General features: G+C 67.6%; 17 protein-coding genes. 9 read left to right on the forward strand and 8 right to left on the reverse strand.

The features are described 5' to 3' along the window. Positions 1–95: 95 nt before the first annotated feature. The 3 genes from JW030_RS02620 (at position 96) to JW030_RS02630 (ending at position 4,827) form a co-directional block, all read left to right on the forward strand. Entirely contained in the window at positions 96–1,619 is a 1,524-nt protein-coding gene (locus JW030_RS02620) for a SpaH/EbpB family LPXTG-anchored major pilin (protein WP_188045809.1), read from the forward strand. An 84-nt stretch (positions 1,620–1,703) separates the two neighbouring features. Then, positions 1,704–3,908 carry a SpaA isopeptide-forming pilin-related protein gene (locus JW030_RS02625; protein WP_188045808.1) on the forward strand — a complete coding sequence of 735 codons (2,205 nt, stop codon included), beginning with the start codon at positions 1,704–1,706 and terminating at the stop codon, positions 3,906–3,908. Then, on the forward strand, positions 3,901–4,827 hold the full coding sequence (locus JW030_RS02630; RefSeq protein ID WP_206348623.1) for a class C sortase: 927 nt from the start codon (positions 3,901–3,903) through the stop codon (positions 4,825–4,827). The genes JW030_RS02625 and JW030_RS02630 overlap by 8 nt, the downstream gene beginning before the upstream one ends. On the opposite strand, the gene JW030_RS02635 is transcribed toward JW030_RS02630, so the two are convergent. After that, positions 4,824–7,511, reverse strand: coding sequence for an AAA family ATPase (locus JW030_RS02635; protein WP_188045807.1), 2,688 nt, complete (start codon positions 7,509–7,511; stop codon positions 4,824–4,826). The genes JW030_RS02630 and JW030_RS02635 overlap by 4 nt on opposite strands. Before the next feature lie 172 nt (positions 7,512–7,683). On the opposite strand from JW030_RS02635, the gene JW030_RS02640 reads away from it, so the two are divergent. Together JW030_RS02640 and nagA are read left to right on the forward strand one after the other, a co-directional pair. Continuing rightward, a complete protein-coding gene (locus JW030_RS02640; protein WP_188045806.1) occupies positions 7,684–8,409 on the forward strand; it encodes an SOS response-associated peptidase in 726 nt (241 codons plus the stop codon). A 54-nt stretch (positions 8,410–8,463) separates the two neighbouring features. Next, positions 8,464–9,675 carry an N-acetylglucosamine-6-phosphate deacetylase gene (nagA, locus tag JW030_RS02645; protein ID WP_188045805.1) on the forward strand — a complete coding sequence of 404 codons (1,212 nt, stop codon included), beginning with the start codon at positions 8,464–8,466 and terminating at the stop codon, positions 9,673–9,675. On the opposite strand, the gene JW030_RS02650 is transcribed toward nagA, so the two are convergent. The 6 genes from JW030_RS02650 to JW030_RS02675 all read right to left on the reverse strand — a co-directional run bounded on the left by JW030_RS02650 (position 9,662) and on the right by JW030_RS02675 (position 16,598). Next, on the reverse strand, positions 9,662–10,573 hold the full coding sequence (locus JW030_RS02650) for an ROK family protein (RefSeq protein WP_188045804.1): 912 nt from the start codon (positions 10,571–10,573) through the stop codon (positions 9,662–9,664). The genes nagA and JW030_RS02650 overlap by 14 nt on opposite strands. Next, the gene (locus JW030_RS02655; RefSeq protein WP_188045803.1) at positions 10,570–12,099 is read right to left on the reverse strand and encodes a glycoside hydrolase family 3 N-terminal domain-containing protein; all 1,530 of its coding nucleotides are present in this window, start codon (positions 12,097–12,099) and stop codon (positions 10,570–10,572) included. Before JW030_RS02655 ends, JW030_RS02650 begins: the two co-directional genes overlap by 4 nt. Beyond that, entirely contained in the window at positions 12,096–13,031 is a 936-nt protein-coding gene (locus JW030_RS02660; protein ID WP_188045802.1) for a carbohydrate ABC transporter permease, read from the reverse strand. Before JW030_RS02660 ends, JW030_RS02655 begins: the two co-directional genes overlap by 4 nt. Then, positions 13,028–13,939 (reverse strand): carbohydrate ABC transporter permease, encoded by a 912-nt coding sequence (locus tag JW030_RS02665; RefSeq protein WP_241095520.1) that lies wholly within the window; start codon positions 13,937–13,939, stop codon positions 13,028–13,030. Before JW030_RS02665 ends, JW030_RS02660 begins: the two co-directional genes overlap by 4 nt. Positions 13,940–14,018: 79 nt before the next feature. After that, positions 14,019–15,359: an extracellular solute-binding protein gene (locus tag JW030_RS02670; RefSeq protein ID WP_188045801.1), complete on the reverse strand. Its 1,341-nt coding sequence runs from the start codon at positions 15,357–15,359 to the stop codon at positions 14,019–14,021. A 75-nt stretch (positions 15,360–15,434) separates the two neighbouring features. Beyond that, a complete protein-coding gene (locus JW030_RS02675; protein ID WP_188045800.1) occupies positions 15,435–16,598 on the reverse strand; it encodes an ROK family transcriptional regulator in 1,164 nt (387 codons plus the stop codon). A gap of 248 nt (positions 16,599–16,846) precedes the next feature. On the opposite strand from JW030_RS02675, the gene JW030_RS02680 reads away from it, so the two are divergent. Together JW030_RS02680 and JW030_RS02685 are read left to right on the forward strand one after the other, a co-directional pair. After that, positions 16,847–17,947 carry an ABC transporter ATP-binding protein gene (locus JW030_RS02680; RefSeq protein WP_188045799.1) on the forward strand — a complete coding sequence of 367 codons (1,101 nt, stop codon included), beginning with the start codon at positions 16,847–16,849 and terminating at the stop codon, positions 17,945–17,947. A 131-nt stretch (positions 17,948–18,078) separates the two neighbouring features. Next, positions 18,079–19,341 carry a peptidoglycan DD-metalloendopeptidase family protein gene (locus tag JW030_RS02685; protein WP_241095521.1) on the forward strand — a complete coding sequence of 421 codons (1,263 nt, stop codon included), beginning with the start codon at positions 18,079–18,081 and terminating at the stop codon, positions 19,339–19,341. A gap of 72 nt (positions 19,342–19,413) precedes the next feature. Here the strand turns inward: JW030_RS02685 and ppa are convergent, their stop codons facing one another. Then, positions 19,414–19,908 (reverse strand): inorganic diphosphatase, encoded by a 495-nt coding sequence (ppa, locus tag JW030_RS02690; RefSeq protein ID WP_188045797.1) that lies wholly within the window; start codon positions 19,906–19,908, stop codon positions 19,414–19,416. A gap of 174 nt (positions 19,909–20,082) precedes the next feature. Between ppa and tilS the strand changes: the two genes are divergently transcribed. Next, entirely contained in the window at positions 20,083–21,144 is a 1,062-nt protein-coding gene (gene tilS, locus JW030_RS02695) for a tRNA lysidine(34) synthetase TilS (RefSeq protein ID WP_188045796.1), read from the forward strand. A gap of 7 nt (positions 21,145–21,151) precedes the next feature. Further along, on the forward strand, positions 21,152–21,709 hold the full coding sequence (hpt, locus tag JW030_RS02700; RefSeq protein WP_188045795.1) for a hypoxanthine phosphoribosyltransferase: 558 nt from the start codon (positions 21,152–21,154) through the stop codon (positions 21,707–21,709). Positions 21,710–21,851 lie beyond the last annotated feature (142 nt).

The following is a 21,851-nucleotide window of genomic DNA, read 5'->3' on the forward strand; positions in this document are numbered from 1 at the left end:
GAGGTATTCGGCGAGCAGTGTTGCTGAAGATTCGCCGCTGCACTTCATTTGCCAGGTGGTGCGTTCTGCACCAATCTCGAATGGAGCCGAACCCCATGAAGAACCACAAGACCTCGCGCGTCGCAGCGCTGCTGGGCGCGTTCGCGCTCAGCGCTGCTGCATTGACGGGTGGCGCCACCGCAGCATTTGCCGAGCCCCCGAGCTTCGGGAACATCGATTTCTCGAAGCCCGGCTCGTTGACCGTGCACAAGTACCTGCATCAGACGGGTACCCCCACCGTCGGCGACATCAGCGCCGCTCCCGACGCTGATGACTACACCAATCCGGTCGCGGGCGTCGAGTTCACGGTCTACCCGTTGCTCACGACGCTGGGCGCTGAGATAGACCTGGAAGACCCAGCCACCTGGGATTCCCTGAACGCGATCGTCCCGGGCGCTGGGTGTACCGCGCCCGCTGGATACTCGATCGGTACCGGACAGGTCATGCCCCTGACGAGCGCCACTGGCACAGCGACCCAGGCGTTGCCGATCGGCGTATACATGGTCTGCGAGACCGATGCGCCCTCGAATATCGTCGACCGGGCAGCGCCGTTTGTCCTCACGGTGCCCATGCCCCACGAGAACGGCTGGGTGTACGACGTACACGCCTTCCCGAAGAATGGCGCGGGCACGCTCGTCAAGACGGTCAAGCCGATCGGACCCGGCACCGGACTCGGGTCTACTCTGACCTTCCCCGTGACGATGACGATTCCCCAGCAGGAGAACGCCTGGACCAAGTTTGAGATATCCGATGCCTTGGACGCGCGGCTCGAGCCGGTCGGCACGGGTGTGCAGTCCGTCAAGGTCGGCACGCAGGTGCTCGACGCGAGTTACTACTCGGTCGGGGCCCCCATTGCAGACAACACCGTCAAGGTGACCTTCACTCCGGCGGGTATTGCCTGGTTGAATGCCACGCCGAAGGATGCGCAGGCGGGCAGCGTCATCACGATTGAGTTTGTCGCCACGGTGGTTTCGATTGGCTCCGGCGTCATTGAGAACGTTGCCCAGTTCAGCAACACACCGGGGCAGTCGCTCGACTCAAACCCCGTGACCACCCGATGGGGCAGCATTGAGGTCCTGAAGCGCGCGGCCGGCACTCTGGACGCAAATGGTGTGCTCAAGGGCGCCGAGTTCGAGGTGTACAACGCCGATCTCCCGTACGCGCCAAACTGTGGCGTAGCAAAGCCCGTCGAGAACGAAGGCCCCATCAGTGTCGGTGGCGCGACCAAGTTCGTCTCCGATGCAAACGGCGTCGTCACGATTCCTGGCCTGTTCGTGAGTGACAGCGTGAATACATCGATCAACGCGAGCCAGCGGTGCTACGTGCTCAAGGAGACGAAGGCTCCCGCAGGGTACGTGCTGCCCTCGAGCGCATTCACCCCGGTGCAGGTCAAGACAGGCGTGACCACGATCGCGAGCAACTTCAACCCCGTGATCACGAACACCCAGCAGGACGTTCCCGAACTGCCGCTCACCGGTGCTGCGGGACAGGTGCTGCTGGTTGCGGCGGGCATCGCTGGCGTCGCCATCGCCGGTGGCCTGATGCTGGTGAACCGTCGCCGCACGCGGGCACAGCTCTAGCTCAGGTCACTCTGCGGGGGTGCATGATCACCTGAGCGCCCCCGCAGTCCGTTGGCACAGTTTTCGAAAGCGTAAGGCCGCACTATGCGTCGCAGCACCGCAGGATCCCGACCGACGACCCGTCGGTTACGCGCCACTCGCGCGTTGCTGGTGCTCGCTCTCGGACTCTCGACGTTTGGCGGGCAGGCGCTGGTTGCGGCTCCCCCGGCGCAGGCGGTTGCGAAAGACTCCTTCGACCCCAATAGGCCGCAGGTGTTCGTCGGCCAGGGGGATCCGACGACCCTCTTTGCTGGCCAGCAGGGCGTCGGCACCCTTGTGCTTGACAACCTGGGCTTCCAGAACACGCTTCAGTTCAATGCCATGGGCTACAACACGAACGACAATCTGCTGTACGCGATTCAGAAAGGCGATGCAGCCGGAAACAGGCTGGTGCAGATTGGGCGCAAGACCAAGGCCGTGTCGACCGCCCCCGATGCCATGATCGCTGAGGTACTCGGATCAGTCGTCGGGCTTCCGGCAATCACCAACCCCAACGACTCGTACATGCAGGGCACTTTCGGCGGTGAAATAACGAACAACAATTTCCTCTACGTGCGCAGCTACGCCGCGGACAGCCGGTTGTGGGAGGTCAACGTCGTGCCCAATGACAACGGCCAGTACACGGCGGAACGAATCGATCTCAAATCCCCAGTTCCTGGCGTCGCCGATATCGTCTGGAGCGGGCATGCGATCTGGGGAGTCTCGAGCACCAGAATTTATCGTATTAACCCCGATGAAAGAGATGTTGCCAGCTGGGCTATTCCGGCCACTGGCCCCCTCGCCGCTCTGCGCGGCAAGACCTTCGGCGCAGCGTGGACGCTCGGCAACGGCAACCTGCAGCTGTCGGACAATGCGTCTGGAAATCTGTATCAGATCGCCATCGAAGACCCCAACGGAGACAGCCCAACCTTCTCCCTCGTGGGCACGACTAGAGGGACGAGTAGCAGCAACAACGACGGTGCTTCGTCGCCCGGTGCGCCGGTTGACCTCGAGATCGTGAAGACTGGGCCGGCGGAGTACGCTCCGGGCGACGCCGTTCGGTACACGATGACCGTGACGAATCACGGCCCCGGCCAGTCGAGCGGCAGCATCGTGACCGACCGGATTCCGGATGAGTTGGTCGACCCGGCCACGACAACCCCCGGGTGCACCATCAGTGCTGTGGAACGTGAGCTCAGCTGTGGACTGAGCGCGCTCGCTGCCGGGGCAAGCACAGAAATCGTGGTGACGGCCGCCGTCAAGACGTCTCTGATAGCGCCGCTGCCGAACATCGTGAACACCGCGCAGGTGCTGGGCAATGAGGCGGATCCCAACCTGAACAACAACTCGAGCACTACCACGGCGGTGCCTCACCCCGGCAGGCTTGTGCTGGCGAAGACGTCAAACCCGGCGTCGGGCACGACGATCGTCCCGGGGCAACTCGTGCAGTACGCGCTGACGTTCACAAACGCGGGGCTCACCCCCGTCGACGTGAACCATGTCGACCTGCTGCAGGACGTAGTCGACGACGCGGAGCTTGACGGAGCAATCGTCAGCCATGCCGCACTCACGGCCGCCTCGCAGCCGCTGAACCAGCCGACTTCTGCGCTGCATATTACCGGCGAGCTCAACGGGGGCGTGACCGCCACGGTGACCTACTCGGTGCGTGTGAAGACTGTGCTCCCGAGCCACGCGACCGGCAAACTCGGGAATTTCCTAATGGCGCTCGGCGAGGAGCCCCCGCCCGTCTGTGCTCCTGGCAGCACACACTGCACCGAGCACCCGGTGCGGGTGTCGTTGTCGTGGAACAAGGTGAACGATCACAACCCGGCCCAGTTCTTGGCGGGCTCGGCGTGGACCTTGACGCCGTTCGACCGCGCGGCGGTGCCGATGCTGGACCCGTCGAGGGCGATGAGCGTGGTTGACTGCGTCGCGGCCTCGGCAGCCGAGTGCACGGGGCCCGACTCGAACCCTGCGGTGGGCAAGTTCACGGTCCGTGACCTCACGATAGGGAAGTATCGCCTGACCGAGTCGCAGGCCCCGGCAGGATATCTCCGCATCAGCCCGATCGACATCGAGGTGTACAGCGAGCTCGACTACGGCAATATCGTGAACCGGCAAGCGCCAGTGCCGACGCTCCCGCTGACCGGCGGAATGGGAGCGGCCGTGTTCTGGGGCAGCACCGGCGGCCTCGGCCTGCTGGCCGTGGTCGCCCTGATCCTGCAGCGCCGCAAGATGCGCCTCGCAGGGCGAGCGCAGCCAGATGCGTAGTGCCGGGCGACACGGCTCTGGCCCGCGGCGGGGCGGCGGGCCGAAGCAGGGATGGCGCCCGAGCATCCTGACCATCGGGGTCGGCGTGATCTTGCTGGCTGCAATGGTGGCCGGCCTGTACCCCATGACCGCGGCCTGGCTGTCGTCCTACAACCAGTCGCAGGCCATTCGCGAATACGGTGAGGCGGTCAGTCGGGTGCGCCCGACCGCGGCAGAGCAGTTGGCGACGGCGCACGCCTACAACGACGCGATGAGCGCCGGGGTGTTGCTGGGGGCGAACGCCAACATGCCGGTCGGCGAGGGCGTGATGACCGACGACTCATTTCGCTACGACGATATCCTGCGGGCCACTGACGACGGGATCATGGCGCGCATCAAGATCCCGAGAATCGGCGTTGATCTTCCGATCTATCACGGCACGAGCGATGAGGTGCTCCTGCTCGGGGCCGGGCACCTTGAGGGGTCGAGTCTTCCCGTGGGCGGTGTCGACACGCACTCCGTCATCACTGCGCACCGCGGGCTCGCGAACGCGACCATGTTCAGCAATCTCGACGGGGTCGAGCTGGGGGACCGGTTCACGGTCGAGGTGTTTGGTGAAGTACTGACCTATGAGGTGCGGGCGAAAGAGGTCATCGAACCCGCCGAGACCGACTCGCTGCGGGCGGAACCCGGGCATGACTGGGTGACCCTGATTACCTGCACGCCGCTCGGCATCAATTCGCACCGCATCGTCCTCACCGGCGAGCGGGTGACTCCGACGCCGTCTGAAGACTCGAAGCGCGCGGGCGACGCACCGACGATCCCGGGCGTTCCCTGGTGGGCGCTCTATGCCACCGGAGGGCTGACGGTCATTGCCACCTACGTCTCACGCCAAGGGTTCGCCGACGCGAAACTGCACGCAAACCGGGGCAACCGCTAGTGGGGGTTCGGTTCGACCGCAGCCGGTCGTTGCTGCACGAGCAGTCCCATGCGGGTGGCCTGCAGGATCGCCTCCTCGCGACCTCCCACCTGCAGTTTTCGATACACCGCGAGGCGATGCCGCTTCATCGTCGCTGGAGCGATCGAAACGTGCTCGGCGGCGGCCGCGAGCGACGGATGCGTCACCATCGTCTCGAGGGCGCGCTGCTCCATGGTGGTGAGGCGCTCTCGCACCACGCCGCGCGCCTGTATCGGGACGCGGTCGATGCGCTCGACGAGGTCGTACGCTCCAGCAGCCCGCGCTGCGACGGCGATCGCTCGCAGGGGCTCGAACGGGACCGTGCGGAACATCATCGACAAACCGTTGCGCTCGACGAGCTCACCCGCATGTTTCAGGGACTCGATTGCCTCGTCGCGCAGGCCACATCCCCACGCAGCAATTGCGGCCATCAAGAACTTATCGATGCGTTGCCGCTTCGAGATGCCGGCGAGACCAATCTGCTGGACCTCGAGCAGTGCGCGAACGTTGTCTCCCGAGAAAAGGGAGAGCCGGGCTCGCTCGATCTGCACGAAGAGATTCTCCGCGGGCAACGAGCGCAGGATCCGCCCGGAGATGGTGAAATCCCCGAGCGTGGTGTTGAGCATTGCCTGGTACAGCGCGAGATACCCGCCCCAGACGCCGACGCCGTGTCGGGCGCGCTCGATCTGCGAGATTCCGGCCCGCAGGTGCGGAATCGCCCAATCGGGGCCGCGCAGATACCGGGTCGCCTCAACGTCCGCCATGAGGATCATCGGCCACTGTTCGAAGCGATCGTTCCACGGTGCGACGCGTGCCATCGCCTGGGCGAGCATGTCCGCATCGAGGGACTCGTAGGACAGGTGTGCTCGGGCGACCTCGCCGTTGATCCAGCTCAGCGACGGGGCGCTCACGCCGGACTCTTCCTGGAGTGCGTCGGCTTGGGCGATGATCTCGGCGGCGACGATGAAGTCCCCGTCGTCGGCCTCCACCAGGGCGAGGCCGTACAAGGCGGCGAGGCGCCACGCGGCGTGCCGGCTCGTGACGCCGACAGTCGGCGGGACGAGGTCACTCGAAGAGACCTGCATCTGATGGTCGAGGCGTTGCCAGACGCGCCGGGCGAGCGCTCGGTCGCCACCCATGAAGGCGGTGAACCCCAGCTCCTCGAGGAACACCGGCTGGGTGCCAGGGCTGTCTCGGTGATCCTGCCCCGGAACCTCCTCGGGGGAGTGCGCGCGCGACATGATGAGTGGCTCGAGTTCACGGGCGATCGCGAGGGCACTGGGCATATTTCCACCCAAGCGCTCGCCGATCATGACTTGCACGCGATGCGCGATGGCGAGCGTCGGAGCCGAGTGCAAATCTGCTTCGAGGCGGCGCGATGCCCCCTCTTGCATCAGCCGCGTCAGGCGGTGCAGGTGTTCGTGCGAGACGGTGCGATCTGAGAACTCTAGGAGCATCCGGGCCGCGGCGAACGTCGGGAACTCCCGCAGCGTTTCATCCGTGAGGGGACGCAGGAGCCGGGTGCACTCCTCGCCGCGATCGGTGAGTGTGGTGAAGTGTGCGGCGAGTACCGCTTCCGCATCGGCAAGAGACGAGGACTCGAGATACATGCGGAGCGCGCTGAGCGGATCCTGTGAGGCGCGCTCACGGGCGGAGCCGCGCAGGAGCGTCGCGTGGTCGAGTGCACTGTAGGAACGCCGGGCAAGGTCGGCAAGCCCGGCCCGAATTGCGGGGTGCGCTCGATACACCGTTCGGTGAGTCAGCCCGGTCAGCGACAACAGCCCGTGCTCGAGCAACGGTTGAATCTGCAGGATCGCTTCGTCCTCGGTCGATTCCAGGAGTTCAGCCGCTTGCTCCAGGCTGATCGTGTCCAGCACGCACGCGGCGAGCATCACGGCACGGGCTTCGTCGTTCAGGAGATCGAGCGAATCGATCGCCAGGCGTGCCAGCTGCGGATGCAGCGCGGGGGAAGCTGAGGCACGCTCGGCGCCCGGAGGCCGCGAAGAAGCGACCGCATCGCGGGACTCTGCGCGCAGTACCGCGCTCGCCGCACGGGGCCAGCCGCCCGTGAGCTCAAGCGATTGACGCAGGCGAGAGTGCACTGGCGTGCGGCAGTGGCGCGCGAGTGTTCCGAGTTCCTCCGCGTCGAACGCAAGTTCCTCCGGACCGATCGTGAGTACTTCGTCGGCGAACAGGGGGCCGTCAAGGAGGCGCACGCTTCGGGCGAGTACCACCAGATGAATACGGGCGCTCGCGCCGCTGAGCTCGAGCAACGCGAGGTCGGTCTGAGCGTCGCTGACGCGATGGTAGGCGTCGATGACCAGTACGAGGGGTGCGGGCAGGAGTGAAACGTGGTCGAGAACCCACTCGTGCGCTCGCGATTCGTCGTCTGGTTCGCCAGTGGGGTGCGGGCGCTCCTCCAACTGCGCACGCAGGTGTCGCCAGAACGACGATTTGGTCCTTGCCGTCGTGTGGATCCAGAGTGTCCGATACTCGTGCGCCGGAAGAGAGTCCAGCAATTGTTTCGCGAGGGTGGACTTCCCGTAGCCGGCCGGGGCATTGAGCAGGATGAAGCCGGCGGGACCGCCGTCGGACGTGCTCAGCCTGAGCCGGAGGCGGGGTCGATCGAGCAATTGTGCGGGGTCCACCGCAGAATTCGCGCGCATCAGACGGCCCCCAGTCGTGTCCTGTTGCAGCGCCCCCCAGCTCATGCGGGATTTAGTGTAGCCGGTGGCCTCCCCGTTTCGGCCCGCGCCCGAGGAACTCCCGCATCCAATCGGCGGCGATGTCGGGCCTGCGCATGGGTTCCTTGTCGGGCGTCGGGCGTACCCTGTGCACATGTGCGGCAGAGTTGTGGTGGACTACGAAGGGATGGCGATCGGCGAGTCCGATCGGGACATCGTCCGGTGGGTTGGCGAGGGGCTCGAAGCCCTCGGCACGCCGCCCACGCCGAGTTGGAACTTGGCCCCCACGCAGCCGGTGCCGCTGTTGATCCGCCCGCGAAAGGCGCCCGAAACGCATCGCGTTGAGCTTGCCCGGTGGGGCATCGTCCCGCCCTGGGAGAAAGCCTTCGCTACGAAGTACCCAACGTTCAACGCGCGCATCGAGAGCGTCGCCGAGAAGCGCACATTCGCGCCCTCGCTGGTCGCGCGACGGTGTGCGGTTCTGACGACTGGGTACTACGAATGGCTGACCGAGGGAAAGGTGAAAACCCCGCACGTCATCGGCGGGCACAGCCTACTCCCGCTCGCCGGCCTCTACTCCTGGTGGCGGGAGCCCGGTGCACCCGAGGGGGAAGGGTGGCGGCTCTCGGCGACCGTGCTGACGCGCGAGTCCACCGGGCCCCTCGCGTCGATTCACGACCGCATGCCGGTGTTCCTCGACGACGCGCTCGCCGCAGACTGGCTCGACCCCGAGCAGCGTGCCGATCACGCCATGCTGGGAGCGGTGTCGGGCGGCGCCGAGCGCGTTGCCGCGTCGCTCAACCCGGTCGCAGTCCGGCCGATCACGGGCGACGGGCCAGAGCTCATCGTGCCGCGTGCTGAGCGAGAGGAGCGCGCCTAAAATTCCTGCTCAGAAGTACTGCGGGCGGGGGCCTCTCCTGAGTAATGTTGGGGCATGACCTTCGCCCCGGCCGAGCTGATCCTGCATCGAGCACGCAAGGTGGACGTCGACGGCGAACATCCTGACGCCTGGATCGCGGTGACGGACGGGCGGATTTCCGGTGTGGGCACCGGCGGCTGCTGGAGCTCCCTCGTGGGGGACGCGACTGTGGTGGTTGACGCCGAGGGTGACCGGGTGAGCCCGGGCCTGATCGACCTGCACATGCACGGTGGGGGAGGGGCCTCCGTCGACGACGGGGCCGCCTCGGCGCGAGCGGCGATCGCCACCCATCGGGCACACGGCACGACCCGCTCGCTGCTGAGCTTTGTGTCGGCTCCGGTTCCTGAGCTGATTGATCGCCTCGGCTGGGCGAGCGAGCTCGTGGCGGAGGACCCGACCGTCCTCGGGGCGCACCTCGAGGGGCCGTTCTTGTCGCCCGAGCGGAAGGGTGCACATCGCCTGGAGGCGCTCTGCGCGCCAGACACGGACGTGGTGACCGCCCTGATCGAGGCGGGGCGCGGGGTGCTGCGCCAGATCACGATCGCGCCCGAACTGCCGGGAGGCCTCGACGCCATTGCGGCGTTCGCCGCCGCCGGGGTGGTCCCGGCCATCGGCCATACGGCCGCCGACCTCGAGCACACCGAGCGCGCCTTCGACGCTGGCGCCCGGCTGCTGACCCACGCGTTCAACGCGATGCCCGGGCTCGGTCACCGCGACCCAGGCCCCGTGGCGGCCGCGTTTGATCGGCCCGAAGTCACGCTGGAACTGATCCTCGACGGGGTGCACCTCGATGCGCGCATCGCGGCGCTTGCGTTCGCCCTCGCGCCCGGCCGCGTCGCGCTCATCACCGACGCCATGGCCGCGGCGGGCGAAGCGGACGGCGCATACCAGCTCGGTGGGCAGGACGTCTCGGTTGCGGAAGGCGTCGCGAGGCTCTCAGGGACCGACACGATCGCAGGATCAACACTCACCCTCGACCAGGCAGTTCGGCGCGCGGTGACGGATGCACACTGCACCCCGAGCGCCGCGGTCGCCGCGGCGACCATGACCCCGGCGCGCCTGTTGGGGCTCGACAGGTCTGGCGGCGAGCTCCGGCTCGGCGCCCTCCGGCCGGGATTCACCGCCGACCTCGTGCGCTTCGACGCCGACTGGAACGTGCGCGACGTGTGGGTCGCCGGGGTGCGCGAGGACGCGCGCCGGCTCGAGCTTCGGGCTATGCCCCGATAATTGCGGCGCCGACCGCGGCAGCCGACGAGTGCTTCGGGAGCACGCGCACTCGGCGGGGCAGGTCGAGCGCCGCGAGGAAGCTCGACTGCTCGGCCCACTGCTCGAGGGTCGCCCGAATGCCGCCGATGAGTGGTTCACCGAGCAGGCGCAGGCCCCCGCCGATGATGATCGACTGCGGGTCGAGCGAGAGGGCGAGTACGCGCACGCACGATGCGGCGCCCTGTACGAGGCGCGCCACCACCGCGGCAGCCTCCACGTCGCCCGCCTCCATGGCGCGCACGACGTCTTGTGCCGGGTGTTCGCCGCCGTGCGGCCAGGCGCGGGAGATCGCCGAGCCGCTCGCAACCGTCTCGAGGCAGCCGAACTGTCCGCACGGGCACGCATAGCCGTTGGGATCGATGGGCAGGTGGCCGATCTCGCCGGCGACTCCGTGAGCACCGCGCCACGGGGCGCCGTCGACGACGATTCCTGCCGCGAGGCCCGTGCCGAGGTTCAGGTAAGCGATGGTGCCGTCGAGCTCGAGCAGATGGTTCGCGCCGAGCGCCGCGGCGGTGACGTCGTTCTCGACGCGCACGGGCACGCCGACCAGCTCGGAGAGGAGGCTACCGAGCTGCAGCTCGGCGAGGTCCAAGTTGAACGCGTGCCGCACCTCACCCGTTTCGCGGTCCACGGCTCCGGGGATCCCGATGCCGATCGAGGCGAAAGCCGACAGCGGCCGGCCGGTCTGGAAGCTCAGCCCCCGCACCGCGCGCTCGGCGGTCGCGAGCACGCGCTCGGCCCCGAGTTCGGTCGGCATGCGGAGCCGCCCGACGAGCCGACCATTGGGGTCAAGCGCCACCGCCTCGGTTTTCGTGCCGCCAATGTCCAGGCCGACGCGCAGCAGGGTGGGGGTGGTCATCTCGGATCCTCCTGAACGAGCGAGAGCAGGGCGGCGCCGACGAGTCGGGACGCGCCATAGGTGGCGAGCTCGGCGTACCCGCGGTCGGGTCCGGGCCAGCCGGTGTCGATGGTGAACACCGATGCTCCGCTCTCGCGGAGTCCGTCGATGCCGTCGCGTGCGAACTCGTGTCGATGCAGGTCTCGCCCCAGCACCAGCACGGCGTTCGCGCCGCAGTCCCAGGGTATCGGCGTCTCGGCGTTGACCGGGACCAGCGTGCGCGCCAGAAAGTCAGACGCGGCGGTGCGGGCGTCGGCCGAGTCCGCGGGTCGCAGCGCGGCAGCGAATGGCCCCCACGGGGCGACGCCCACCGCGATGTTCGCCTCGGTGTCGACCCGCACGATCGCCGCGCCGGGGTGTGCGGCGATCCACGCCCGCGCCTCGGTCACCCCGCGAAACGACGCCAGCACACGCTGTACCTCGTCCTCCTCGGGGAACTCGGCCAGGATCGCGGCCGCTGGTCCGGGCTGCTCGTCCGCCGCGGGCAGCGGGCTCGCGAGCGCCCGCACACGGGCCGCAGCCTCCCGCACGCGCGCGGCCGGAAGCCTGCCGGCGTCGACCGCGGCGAGCAGGACGGCCTCGATCTCGGCTAGCTCCCCGTCGGTGTTCTCGGTGCCGATGCAGAGGAGGTCGCAGCCGGCGGCCAGCGCGCGCACCGACGCCTCGGGGATGCCGATCTCCCCACTCGCGCCCCGCATGTCGAGGGCGTCCGAAACGATCACCCCGGTGAAGCCGAGCTGATCGCGGAGCAACCCTTGCAGGATGGGGGCGCTGAAGGTCGCGGGCCCTGCGGGGTCGATCTGGGGGAGGAGGATATGCGACGTCATGATGCAGCGCGCGCCCGCGTCGATGGCGGCGGCAAACGGCGGCAGGTCGCGCGCAGCGAGCAGCTCGGGCGACGCGTCGACGACGGGTAACGCGAGGTGCGAGTCCTGCGCGGTATCCCCGTGACCCGGGAAGTGCTTGGGGCAGGCGGCGATGCCGGTGCCCTGCACGCCGCGTACCCAGGCTGCCGAGTGGCGCGCCGCGAGCGCGGGGTCCGCCCCGAAACTGCGCACGCCGATGACGGGATTGTGCGGGTTCGAGTTCACATCGACATCTGGCGCCATCGTGAGCGTGCAGCCGACGGAACGAAGGGTTCGGCCGACGCGCGCTGCGACCTCGGCGGTGTAGTCCAAGTCGTCGATGCGGCCGAGCACGGCGTTGCCGGGGTAGGGGGAGCCTTCGGCGTAGAAGAGTCGGGTGACGTCGCCGCCCTCCTCGTCGATCGCGATAACCGCCTCGGGGCGCGCGGCGCGCACCGCGTCGGTGAGCGCGCGCAGCTGGGCGAGGGACTCAACGTTGCCGCCGAAGATCGCGACGCCGCCGAGCCCGTCGGTGAGTCGCCGTTCCAACCACGCGGGCAGCGTCGTGCCCACGAATCCTGGCATGAGGGTCGCGCGAATGTCGCGAAGCAACTGGTCTGCTGAGTGCTCGGCCCCGCTCATCCCTTCACCGCCCCGCTCACGAGCCCACTCGTCATACGCCCTTGCACGAACATGAAGAAGACGATGACCGGGAGGGCGACGAGGGTCGACGCGGCCATCACCTCACCCCAGTCGATTGCTCGCGACGCGGACTGCTGAATGAAGCCGCGCAGCCACAGCGGGAGGGTCTGCGAACTGGAGTCCTGCAGGATCACGAGCGCCACGGTGAACTCGTTCCACGCCTGGAGGAAGGCGTAGACGCCGCTTGCGACGAGCCCCGGCGCAAGCAGCGGGAAGGTGATCCGCAGAAACGCCTGGGTGCGGCTGAGACCGTCGACCATCGCGGCTTCTTCAAGGTCCTTGGGGATCCCGGCGACAAAACCACGCAGCATCCAAATGGTGAACGGGACAACGGCGGCGATGTAGATGATGCTGACGCCGATCACCGAGTTCAGCAGTCCGAGGGACCCCATGAGCTTGTACTGCGCGATAAACAGCCCCTCCGCCGGCAGCATCTGGATGAGCAGCACCGCGATGACGAAGCTCTTGCGCCCGCGGAAGCGGAAACGGCTGATGGCGAGCGCCGCGAGGAAGGCGAAGGCGAGGCAAAAGACGACGGTGATCAGCGCGACGACAACCGAGATGCCGAGCGCTGGGAAGAAGCTGCCGCTCGTGAGTACCGAGGCGAAGTTGTCGAGCGATCCGCCGAACGGCAGGAAGGTCGGCGTGGTCTTTTGCAGGACGACGTTCGGCAGCAACGACGAGTTGATCATCCAGTAGACCGGAACTGCCCAGACGAGCGCCACCGCGACGCCAAGCACGCCCAGCAGGATCCTGGCGGGGCGCCGTCCGCGTCCGCGCCCTCGTGCCGAAATGACTTTCAGGGGGGCCGTCGCCGATGCGTCGGGGGAGGTCTCGGCACGGGTCGCGGACCGGGAGAGTGCGTGAGTCATGAGGCTGAGTCCTCCTTGAGCAGGTGGCGGACGTACGCCCAGCTGAGCGCGATCGTGAGCACGAGCACGAACATCGAGACGGCGCTCGCCATCGCAAAGTCGCTCGAGCCAACGCCGAGTTGGTAAATGTAGGTGCCCAGCAAATTGGTCTCACTTTGAATGGAGCCCTGATCCTGCAGGAGCTTGATCTGTGTGAAGACCCGCAGGTCCCAGATCAGCTGCAACAGGAAGACGATCCCGAGGACGGGCCGCACGAGCGGCAGGATGATGTGCCGCAGACGCTGCCAGCCACTCGCTCCGTCCATCTGTGCGGCCTCGAGCACCTCGCCTGAGATCTGGGTGAGCCCGGCGTAGACCGAGAAGGCGACGAACGGGACGCTCATCCAGACGACGATGATCATTGCCACAAAGAAGAAGGACAGCGGCTCGGCGAGCCAGTTGTGACCGTTGAACGGCAGGCCGGCCTGTGTGAGCAGCCAGTTGATCATGCCGCGACGCCAGTCGAACAGCCAGTTCCAGATGGTCATCGCGGCGACGACGGGCATCGCCCACGCGAGCAAGAGCGAGATCTGCAGCGTGATGCGTACGCCCGTGCTCACCGAGCTCATGAGCAGGGCAAGCAGGATGCCGATCGCCATCGTGACGGTCGCGGTGACCGCGCAGAACGCAACCGAGCGCGCGACCACGACCCACATGTACGGGTCGCTGAAGAGCGTGATGTAGTTCTCGAACCACACGAAGGGTGCTGGCTGGCCAAACTGCTGAGCCAGGCCAAAGCTGTGCATCGAGGTCGACACCTGCCACAGCACGGGGTAACCGAGCGCGAGGAGCACGATCACGCTCGCGGGAAGCAGCAGCAGGTAGGGGGCGAGGCTTCGCCTGCGTGGGCGGGCTACGGTCTGGCTCACGTGCGCCTCGATTCGTGTGGGGGTGCCAGGATATGGCGGGCGGGGCCGCAAGTGCGGCCCCGCCCAATTGATCGGTGAACTACTTGGTGTTGAGCAGCGCGTCGAGCTTTGCGTTGTACTCGAGCGCGAGCGCGTTCAGGTCATCAGCGTCACGGATCTTGGAGAAGAACTCCTCCATGACGTTGGCGGCCTCAACGGCGGCCCAGCCGGGGGCGGCCGGGGTCAGCTTCGAGTTCGACGCCGACTCAATGAGTGCCTTCGCGAACTGGTCGTCACCGAGCGAGGAGGTGAACTTCTGGTTTGCCGGGCCGAGACCGTTCTTGCCGAGCATCGTCTGGTACTCCTCGGAGAAGATGATCTTCATCAGTTCCTTGGAGAGCTCGGGGTTCTTGGTCTTTGCCGAGATGCCGATGTTCGAGCCGCCGGCGAAGACCGGGGCGGGCTTGCCGTCGTTGCCCGGCAGCACCCAGGCCCCGAAGGTGGCGTCATTCCATTCGCGGGCGGGCTTGCCGTCCTCGCCAGTGACGAGGTCACCGATCGACCAGTGCGCCCAGCCCGGAGCCATGATCGTGGCGGCGGCGAGCGAGAGGTCCGTCGTGTTACCGGCCTCGTCGGTCACCGTGTCCGAGTCATTGAGGAACTGGTACTGGTTCGCGTCCTTGGCATCATTCGGCGCGCGAGACGCGTCCCGGAAGATGCCCTGCAGCTGCTCGAGGCCCTTCATTGACTCGGGGGAGTCGAGGGTGGCGACCCACTTGCCATCCTGCAGGGTCGCAATGTCGCCGCCATTGGCGAAGATCCACGAGATGCCGTCGCGCCAGTCCTGGCCGCCGAGGTAGAAGCCCGAGAAGTTCTCGATGCCCTTCGGGTTCTTCTCCGTGATGGTCTTGACCGCGGCGTTGAACTCGTCAAGCGTCGTCGGCTTGGCCACGCCCGCGGCGTCCCACACGTCCGTGCGGGAGAACATGTAGCGCGAGCCGAAGTAGTACGGAAGCGTGTAGTTCTTGCCGTCGACCGTGCCGGCGTCGACGAAGGACTGCAGCAGATCCGATCCGCCGAGTTCGTCGTACATGTCGCTGATGTCGAGGAAGGCGCCCACGTTCGTGAACGTCGGCGACTGAGTGTTGCCGATCTCGGTGACGTCGGGGGTGTTGTTCTCGTCGGGCAGCGAGCTGGTGAGCTTCGTGATGATGTCGCCCCAGCCCTGCTCCTCGATCTTGAGGGTGGCGCCCGTTTCCTTCTTGAACTCGTCCTTGAGGTACGTGCGAAGTTCGTCCGGGGTGTCACCGCCTATGACCCACATCGTGATGGTCTCGCCACTGGCGTCCTTGCCGGCGTCGCCACCGGATGAGGTGCAGCCGGTCAGCACGAGAGCGGAAGCTGTGGCCACGGCGGCGAGGCCCGCAAGCTTTCTCTTCATTGTGAATTCCTTTCAGAAGGGCGGTGCGGCGGTTGCCGCGCCATGGGGGTCAATCGATTGGAGAATTTCGGAGGTCTAGGTGAGTCCGAGCTCGGTGTGCAGCACGAGGGCGGCGGCGCCGCGGAGGACGATGTCCGCGCCCTGCGACGTCATGCGCAACATGAGCTCGTCATGAGAGTCGGGCATGGTGCGGTGTCGGATGGTCTCGAGCACCGCATCAGCGAGCGGGCCGGCGAGCAGGTCTTCGGGACCCGCCAGCACCACCTCGGCGAGGTTGAGCGCACCGACGACCGGGGCGAGGGCCACTCCGAGGCGCTGCCCCGCTTCCCGAAGCACTGCCCTCCGCCCCGCGTCGTCTGTTCCTGCGAGCGCGGCGGTGAGCGCGGGCACGGTGAGCCAGTGCTCGAGCACCTGCTCGCGGGTATAGGGGGCGTCGAGGCCGAGGTCGGTCCCGACCATGACCTGGCCGATCTCGCCCGCAGCGAAGCGGCTGCCGTGCACCGGTGCGCCCGCGACGAGCAGCCCGGCGCCAATGCCGTGGCCGACGGTGATGAGCATGAGGTCGCTGCCGGAGTCGCCGTAGTTGTGCTCGGCCAGCACCGCGACGTTTGCGTCGTTGCCGACCGAGACGGCGCGGCCGGTGTGCGCGGCGACCCGGTCGCGCAGCGCGAGCTCACTCCAGCCCAGGTTCGGGGCGGTGCGGACGACGCCGTCGAGGGTGACGACGCCCGGGGTCCCGATGCCGATCCCGAGCACCGGGGCCGTGGTGAGCGCGAGGAGAGCGTCCGTGAGCGCGAGCACGCGCGACAGGGCATCCTCGCCGGTGGCGCCGTCCAGCGGAATCGCGCTTTCGTGCAGCACGCGGCCGTCGAGGTCGAGCACCGCGCCGCGGAAGCGGTCGTGCTCGCTCAGGTCGATGCCAATGATCACGTAGGCGTCGCGCTTGATGTCGAGCAGCACGGCCGGCTTTCCCGGGCGAACGCTCTCACGCTGACCGAGCTCGCGAACCAGGCCGTCGCCGAGCAGCGAGCCGATGAGGTCAGACACCGTGGCCTTGGTGAGGCCGGTGACGCGGGCGAGGTCCGCTCGGCTGATGGGTTCCGAGCGGTACAGCGTCTGCAGAAGCAGCGTGCGGTTCGTCGACCGGGCGTGCTCGGGGAGCGCTTTCGCGTGCTGGCGAAGGCTTCTGCCAGGGGCGGCGTTGTCGGCCGATCGCGTCATTGCGTCCGTGCGTGTCATGGTGGTTAGTAAAGCGTACGAACTAATTTGATGCAAGCGGGAGTTCCGCCGGTTTGGGCAGGTGATACCGAGTTGTGACCTCGCGCCCTCTGGGCCGGACGCCGAGAGCGCGCGCACCCGCAGGATCCTGCCGGGCCACTTGGCACTGCGCGCCCAAGGTGGCAGACTGGCCGCGCCGACACTGTCGTCGGCACTCCCATTCACGAAGGATCGCCCGGCACGTACCGCCGGTGAAAGAGAGCAGCACCATGGCTAGCGTCACCTATGACAGCGTCACCCTGCAGTACCCCGGGACCGAACGTCCCGCAGTGGACGACCTCCACCTCGAGATCGCCGACGGCGAGTTTCTCGTTCTGGTGGGCCCTTCGGGCTGCGGCAAGTCGACCGCGCTGCGCATGCTCGCCGGGCTCGAGGAGGTCGACAGCGGCCGAGTGCTCATCGGCGACGAGGACATGACGCGCGCAGCACCCAAGGATCGCGACATCGCGATGGTGTTTCAGAACTACGCCCTCTACCCGCACATGACGGTCGCCGAGAACATGGGCTTCGCGCTCAAGATCGCCGGCGTCGACAAGGCTGAACGAGCCGAGCGCGTGCGCGCCGTCGCCGAGCAGCTCGACCTCGTCGAGTACCTCGACCGCAAGCCCAAGGCGCTCTCGGGCGGCCAGCGGCAGCGCGTCGCGATGGGCCGCGCGATCGTCCGCCAGCCCCGGGTGTTCCTCATGGACGAGCCCCTCTCGAACCTCGACGCCAAGCTGCGGGTGCAGACCCGCACCAGGATCGCGTCGCTGCAGCGCGAGCTGGGCGTCACCACCGTCTACGTCACGCACGACCAGACTGAGGCGCTCACCATGGGGGACCGGATCGCCGTGATGAAGCTGGGGGTGCTGCAGCAGGTGGGCACTCCGCGCGAATTGCTTGACCGCCCGCGCAACGTGTTCGTCGCCGGCTTCATCGGCAGCCCCGCAATGAACCTCTTCCCGGTCGACGTGCATGAGGCGGGGCTTCGTTTCGGCGCAGCGACGCTGCCGATCGCTTCAGACGTTCGCCCGCGGGTCACCGGGGGCCAGGTCATCGCGGGCGTGCGCCCCGAGGATCTCAAGATCGCCGTGGCCGGCGAGCCCGGCCTCGAGATCGAGGTCGACCTGGTCGAGGAACTCGGCGCGGACGGTTACCTCTACGGGCACGCGGACATTGCGGGCACGCGCACCGAGGTCGTCGTACGAGTTGATGGACGCGAGCACCCCGAGGCGGGCGAGCGCGTCACCGTGCTGCCGGCGACGGGCCGCGTCCACCTCTTCGACCCCGCTTCGGGCGACCGCATCGGATCGCTGGGGGAGCGGCACTAGTACCCGGTCAGATCCTGCCCGAGCGCGTGTCGAAAAGGCCCTGAAACGCCACCTGCTAGCGTGGAACCCGATTGTGCGTCCTTGGCGCGCGGATTGACGACGATAGCGGGGGCGGAATGAAGGCGCTACAGGTGAGCCGATCGAGACGATGGAGTGCGGCGTTGGCCGCGCTTGCGACGAGCGCGGTGCTGCTTGCCGGTGTGGCATTCGGCGCGCCCGCTGCCGTCGCGGTGAACTACCCCAGCTGGGATGACGTCGTCGCTGCGAAGCAGAACCAGGCCGCGGTGGCGGCCAAGGTCAGCGAGATCAAGGGCTACATCGCCGACGTCCAGGCCGAGCTCGCCCGGCTCGAACAGGCCTCCGCGGTCGCGAACCAGGAGGCGGTCGACGCCGAGCAGGAGTTCCTGCGCGCCGATGAGAAGGCGACCGCGCTCGAGGCCCAGGCCGAGGCGAGCCGGGTCGAGGCCGAGCGCACCGCCGAGCAGGCGGCCGTGCTCGTCTCGCAGATGTACCGCTCCGGCGGCGTTGACCGGAACATGGAACTCTTCCTCGGCGCGGAGGAGGGCACGGCGGACGTGCTGCTCGAGCGCCTCGCGATGATGACGAAGGCGACCGAGCGCAACACGAGCCTGTCGGAAGAGGCACAGGTTGCCCAGAACGCCGCCCAATCGCTCGGCGACCAGGCGAAGGCCGCGCGCGCCGAGCGCGAGCGGCTCTTTGCTGACAAGGAGCAGAAGGCCGAGGCGGCCGCCGCGGCGGTCGAGCAGACGCGGGTCGAGTACCAGAAGAACCTCGATTTGCAGGCCGACCTGAATGAGAAGCTCGCGGCGCTGCAAGACAAGACCGCGAAGACTGCGGCCGACTACGAAGCCGGCGTAGCGTATCGCGCCGAGCAGGCCAGGCTTGCCGCAATTGAGGCCGAGCGCCTTGCCGCAGAGGAAGCGGCGAAGAACCCGCCTGCCACTGGCGGCGGTGGCGGAAGCAGCGGTGGTGGCGGCGGCGGCGGCAGCTCGAGCGGCGGTTGGGCTCGCCCGGTCGGCGGTTGGGTCAGCACGAATTACTGGGGCTACTACGGCCACACGGGGCTCGACCTCGCGGTCGGCTACGGCACCCCGATCGTCGCCGCGTCGAGCGGCACCGTGACGTACGCGGGCTACAAGGACAACTACGGCGGCATCATGGTGCACGTCAACCACGACGGAGGCGTGCAGACCCGCTACGCCCACCTGAGCGGGGTCAACGTCGGCAATGGCCAGTGGGTGAACGTCGGGCAGGTCATCGGTTGGGTCGGTATGACCGGCAACACGAGCGGGCCGCACCTGCACTACGAGGTCCTCATCGGTGGCTACGTCGATCCGCGCGCGTTCATGGCGCAGCGTGGGCTGTACTGGTAACAGGGTGATGCCGTTTGGGGCATGAAAAAGGCGGGGATCACATGATCCCCGCCTTTTTACTTCGTCTCGGTCTTAGTGACCCTGAGCCGCGAGGCGCTCCTGCGCCTCGACGATGAGCGTCTCGGCGTCAGCCGCCGAGCCCCACGCGTCGACCTTGACCCACTTGTTCGGCTCGAGGTCCTTGTAGTGCTCGAAGAAGTGCTCGATCTCCTTGCGGGTGTACTCGGGGATGTCCGCGACGTCCTGGATGTGGCTCCAGCGCGGATCCTTGTACTGCACGGCGATGACCTTGTCGTCGCCGCCGGCCTCGTCGCTCATCTTGAGCACGCCGACGGGGCGCACCTTGATGCCGACGCCCGGGAAGACGGGGAAGTCGAGCAGCACGAGCACGTCGAGCGGATCGCCGTCCTCGCCCAGGGTCTCCTCGAAGAAGCCGTAGTCGGTGGGGTAGACGAAGCCCGTGTAGAGCACACGGTCGAGGTACACCCGGCCGGTCTCGTGGTCGACCTCGTACTTGTTGCGGCTCCCCTTGGGGATTTCGATGACGGCATCGAACTCGGCGGTCATGCCAGCTCCTCGTGCTTGGGCGCCGGCCCCAGAAGAGAGGCTGCTCGGCGCGGTGGGTGGGTGCTGCCCGCGGCGAAACGCGGCGGGCGACGCGATCCAGGGTACTGGATCTCGGTGGGAGTGCGGGATTTCGCGGCCGGGCTCGGGGGTGCGCGAGGCGAGTACCGTGGAGGGGTGACCCGACGCCCCCGCCTCACCCCCGCGATCGCTGACGCCCGCCGCGCCGTCCGAGCCGCCCTCGAGCGCGCGGGAGCGCGCGACGGGGAGCTCGTGCTCGTGGCACTGTCGGGCGGCGCCGACTCGCTGGCCCTCGCGGCCGCCGCGGCCTTCGAGGCGCCACGCCTGGGCCTTGCCGCTGGCGCGATCGTCGTCGACCACGGGCTGCAGACAGGATCCGCCCGGGTCGCCGAGCAAGTGGCCGGGACGGCGCGTGGGCTCGGGCTGGACCCGGTGCGCGTCGTCGCCGTGGACGTCAACGGCACGCCGGGCGCCGGCGGTCCCGAGGCGGCAGCGCGAGACGCCCGCTATGCCGCGCTCGAACAGGCGCGAGCGGCGCTCGGCGCGAGCTGGATCCTGACGGGGCATACCCGGGACGACCAGGCCGAACAGGTGCTGCTCGGCCTCGCCCGCGGCTCGGGCACCCGCAGCCTCGCCGGGATTCCGCCGCGCCGGGGCAGGATCCTGCGCCCCCTCTTGGGACTACCCCGCAGCTCGACCCTTGCCGCCTGCGCGGATGCTGGCCTAGCGCCGTGGGCGGACCCGCAGAACGCAGACCCCGCGTTTTCGCGCGTGCGTGTGCGTGAGCGCGTCCTCCCGATGCTTGAGCGCGAGCTGGGGCCAGGAATCGCCGAGGCGCTCGCTCGCACCGCCGAGCTCGCCCGCGAGGACGCGGAGGCCTTCGATGAGATGATCGACGAGACTATTGAAGAGATCGTCGAGCACGCCGAGGCGGGAATCTCGGTGTCGGTCGCGGCGCTCGCGGCGAACCCTGCGGCGCTTCGGCATCGCATCATTCGGACAGTCGCCGAGGCGGAGTTCGGGGTCTCGCTCGCCCGCGGGCACACCGTCGCAGTCGCGGAGCTCGTGACCAATTGGCACGGACAGGGAACCCTGCACCTGCCCGGCATTAGAGTTGTACGTACTGGCGACCGGCTGGTATTTACGGCGGCGACCGCACCCGAACGCGCCTTAGGCGTCACCACAGGCGGGGCGGACTCGCAGGATCACGGAGAGTAGGAAATCGATGGACGCTCACGATCTCGGAGGCGACCTCACGGTCACCTTGCACACTGAGGCTGAACTGCACCAGCGGCTGCAGGAGTTGGCCCGCGAGATCGAGGCGGACTACGGCGACACTCCGCCCCTGCTCGTCGGCGTGCTCAAGGGCGCCGTCATGGTGATGGCCGACCTCAGCCGTGCGCTGCGCTTCCAGGCCCAGATGGACTGGATGGCCGTGAGCTCTTACGGCGCCGGCACGAAGTCCAGCGGCGTCGTCCGCATCCTCAAGGACCTCGACGCCGACATCATGGGGCGCGACGTCCTGATCGTCGAGGACATCATTGACTCGGGCCTGACGCTGAGCTGGCTCAAGGAGAATCTCGAGAACCGCGGAGCCAAGTCCGTGCGCATCTGCACGATGCTCCGCAAGCCCGACGCGCTCAAGGTCGAGGTCGATGTCGCGTACGTCGGCTACGACATTCCGAACGAGTTCGTGGTCGGCTACGGCCTCGACTACGCCGAGAACTACCGCAACCTCCGCGACGTCGCGATTCTCGCGCCGCACGTCTACTCCGGAGAGTAGCCCCACATGTAGCACGGGCTGTCCCACACGACTGCTGGGTGCCGGGCGTTTCGCCCTCGGCAGAAACCCAGCGGTCGTGTGGGAAGCACCGGCTACTCTGACAAGTGCCGAACCAAGCGGTTCATGCATCCCAGAAAGGCGC

Source organism: Leucobacter sp. CX169, assembly GCF_017161405.1.
Lineage (GTDB): Bacteria > Actinomycetota > Actinomycetes > Actinomycetales > Microbacteriaceae > Cx-87.

Coding starts and splice junctions, on each gene's coding strand:
- JW030_RS02620 (WP_188045809.1), top strand. CDS start 96: ATGAAGAACCACAAGACCTCGCGCGTCGCAGCGCTGCTGGGCGCGTTC.
- JW030_RS02625 (WP_188045808.1), top strand. CDS start 1,704: ATGCGTCGCAGCACCGCAGGATCCCGACCGACGACCCGTCGGTTACGC.
- JW030_RS02630 (WP_206348623.1), top strand. CDS start 3,901: ATGCGTAGTGCCGGGCGACACGGCTCTGGCCCGCGGCGGGGCGGCGGG.
- JW030_RS02635 (WP_188045807.1), bottom strand. CDS start 7,511: ATGCGCGCGAATTCTGCGGTGGACCCCGCACAATTGCTCGATCGACCC.
- JW030_RS02640 (WP_188045806.1), top strand. CDS start 7,684: ATGTGCGGCAGAGTTGTGGTGGACTACGAAGGGATGGCGATCGGCGAG.
- nagA (WP_188045805.1), top strand. CDS start 8,464: ATGACCTTCGCCCCGGCCGAGCTGATCCTGCATCGAGCACGCAAGGTG.
- JW030_RS02650 (WP_188045804.1), bottom strand. CDS start 10,573: ATGACCACCCCCACCCTGCTGCGCGTCGGCCTGGACATTGGCGGCACG.
- JW030_RS02655 (WP_188045803.1), bottom strand. CDS start 12,099: ATGAGCGGGGCCGAGCACTCAGCAGACCAGTTGCTTCGCGACATTCGC.
- JW030_RS02660 (WP_188045802.1), bottom strand. CDS start 13,031: ATGACTCACGCACTCTCCCGGTCCGCGACCCGTGCCGAGACCTCCCCC.
- JW030_RS02670 (WP_188045801.1), bottom strand. CDS start 15,359: ATGAAGAGAAAGCTTGCGGGCCTCGCCGCCGTGGCCACAGCTTCCGCT.
- JW030_RS02675 (WP_188045800.1), bottom strand. CDS start 16,598: ATGACACGCACGGACGCAATGACGCGATCGGCCGACAACGCCGCCCCT.
- JW030_RS02680 (WP_188045799.1), top strand. CDS start 16,847: ATGGCTAGCGTCACCTATGACAGCGTCACCCTGCAGTACCCCGGGACC.
- ppa (WP_188045797.1), bottom strand. CDS start 19,908: ATGACCGCCGAGTTCGATGCCGTCATCGAAATCCCCAAGGGGAGCCGC.
- hpt (WP_188045795.1), top strand. CDS start 21,152: ATGGACGCTCACGATCTCGGAGGCGACCTCACGGTCACCTTGCACACT.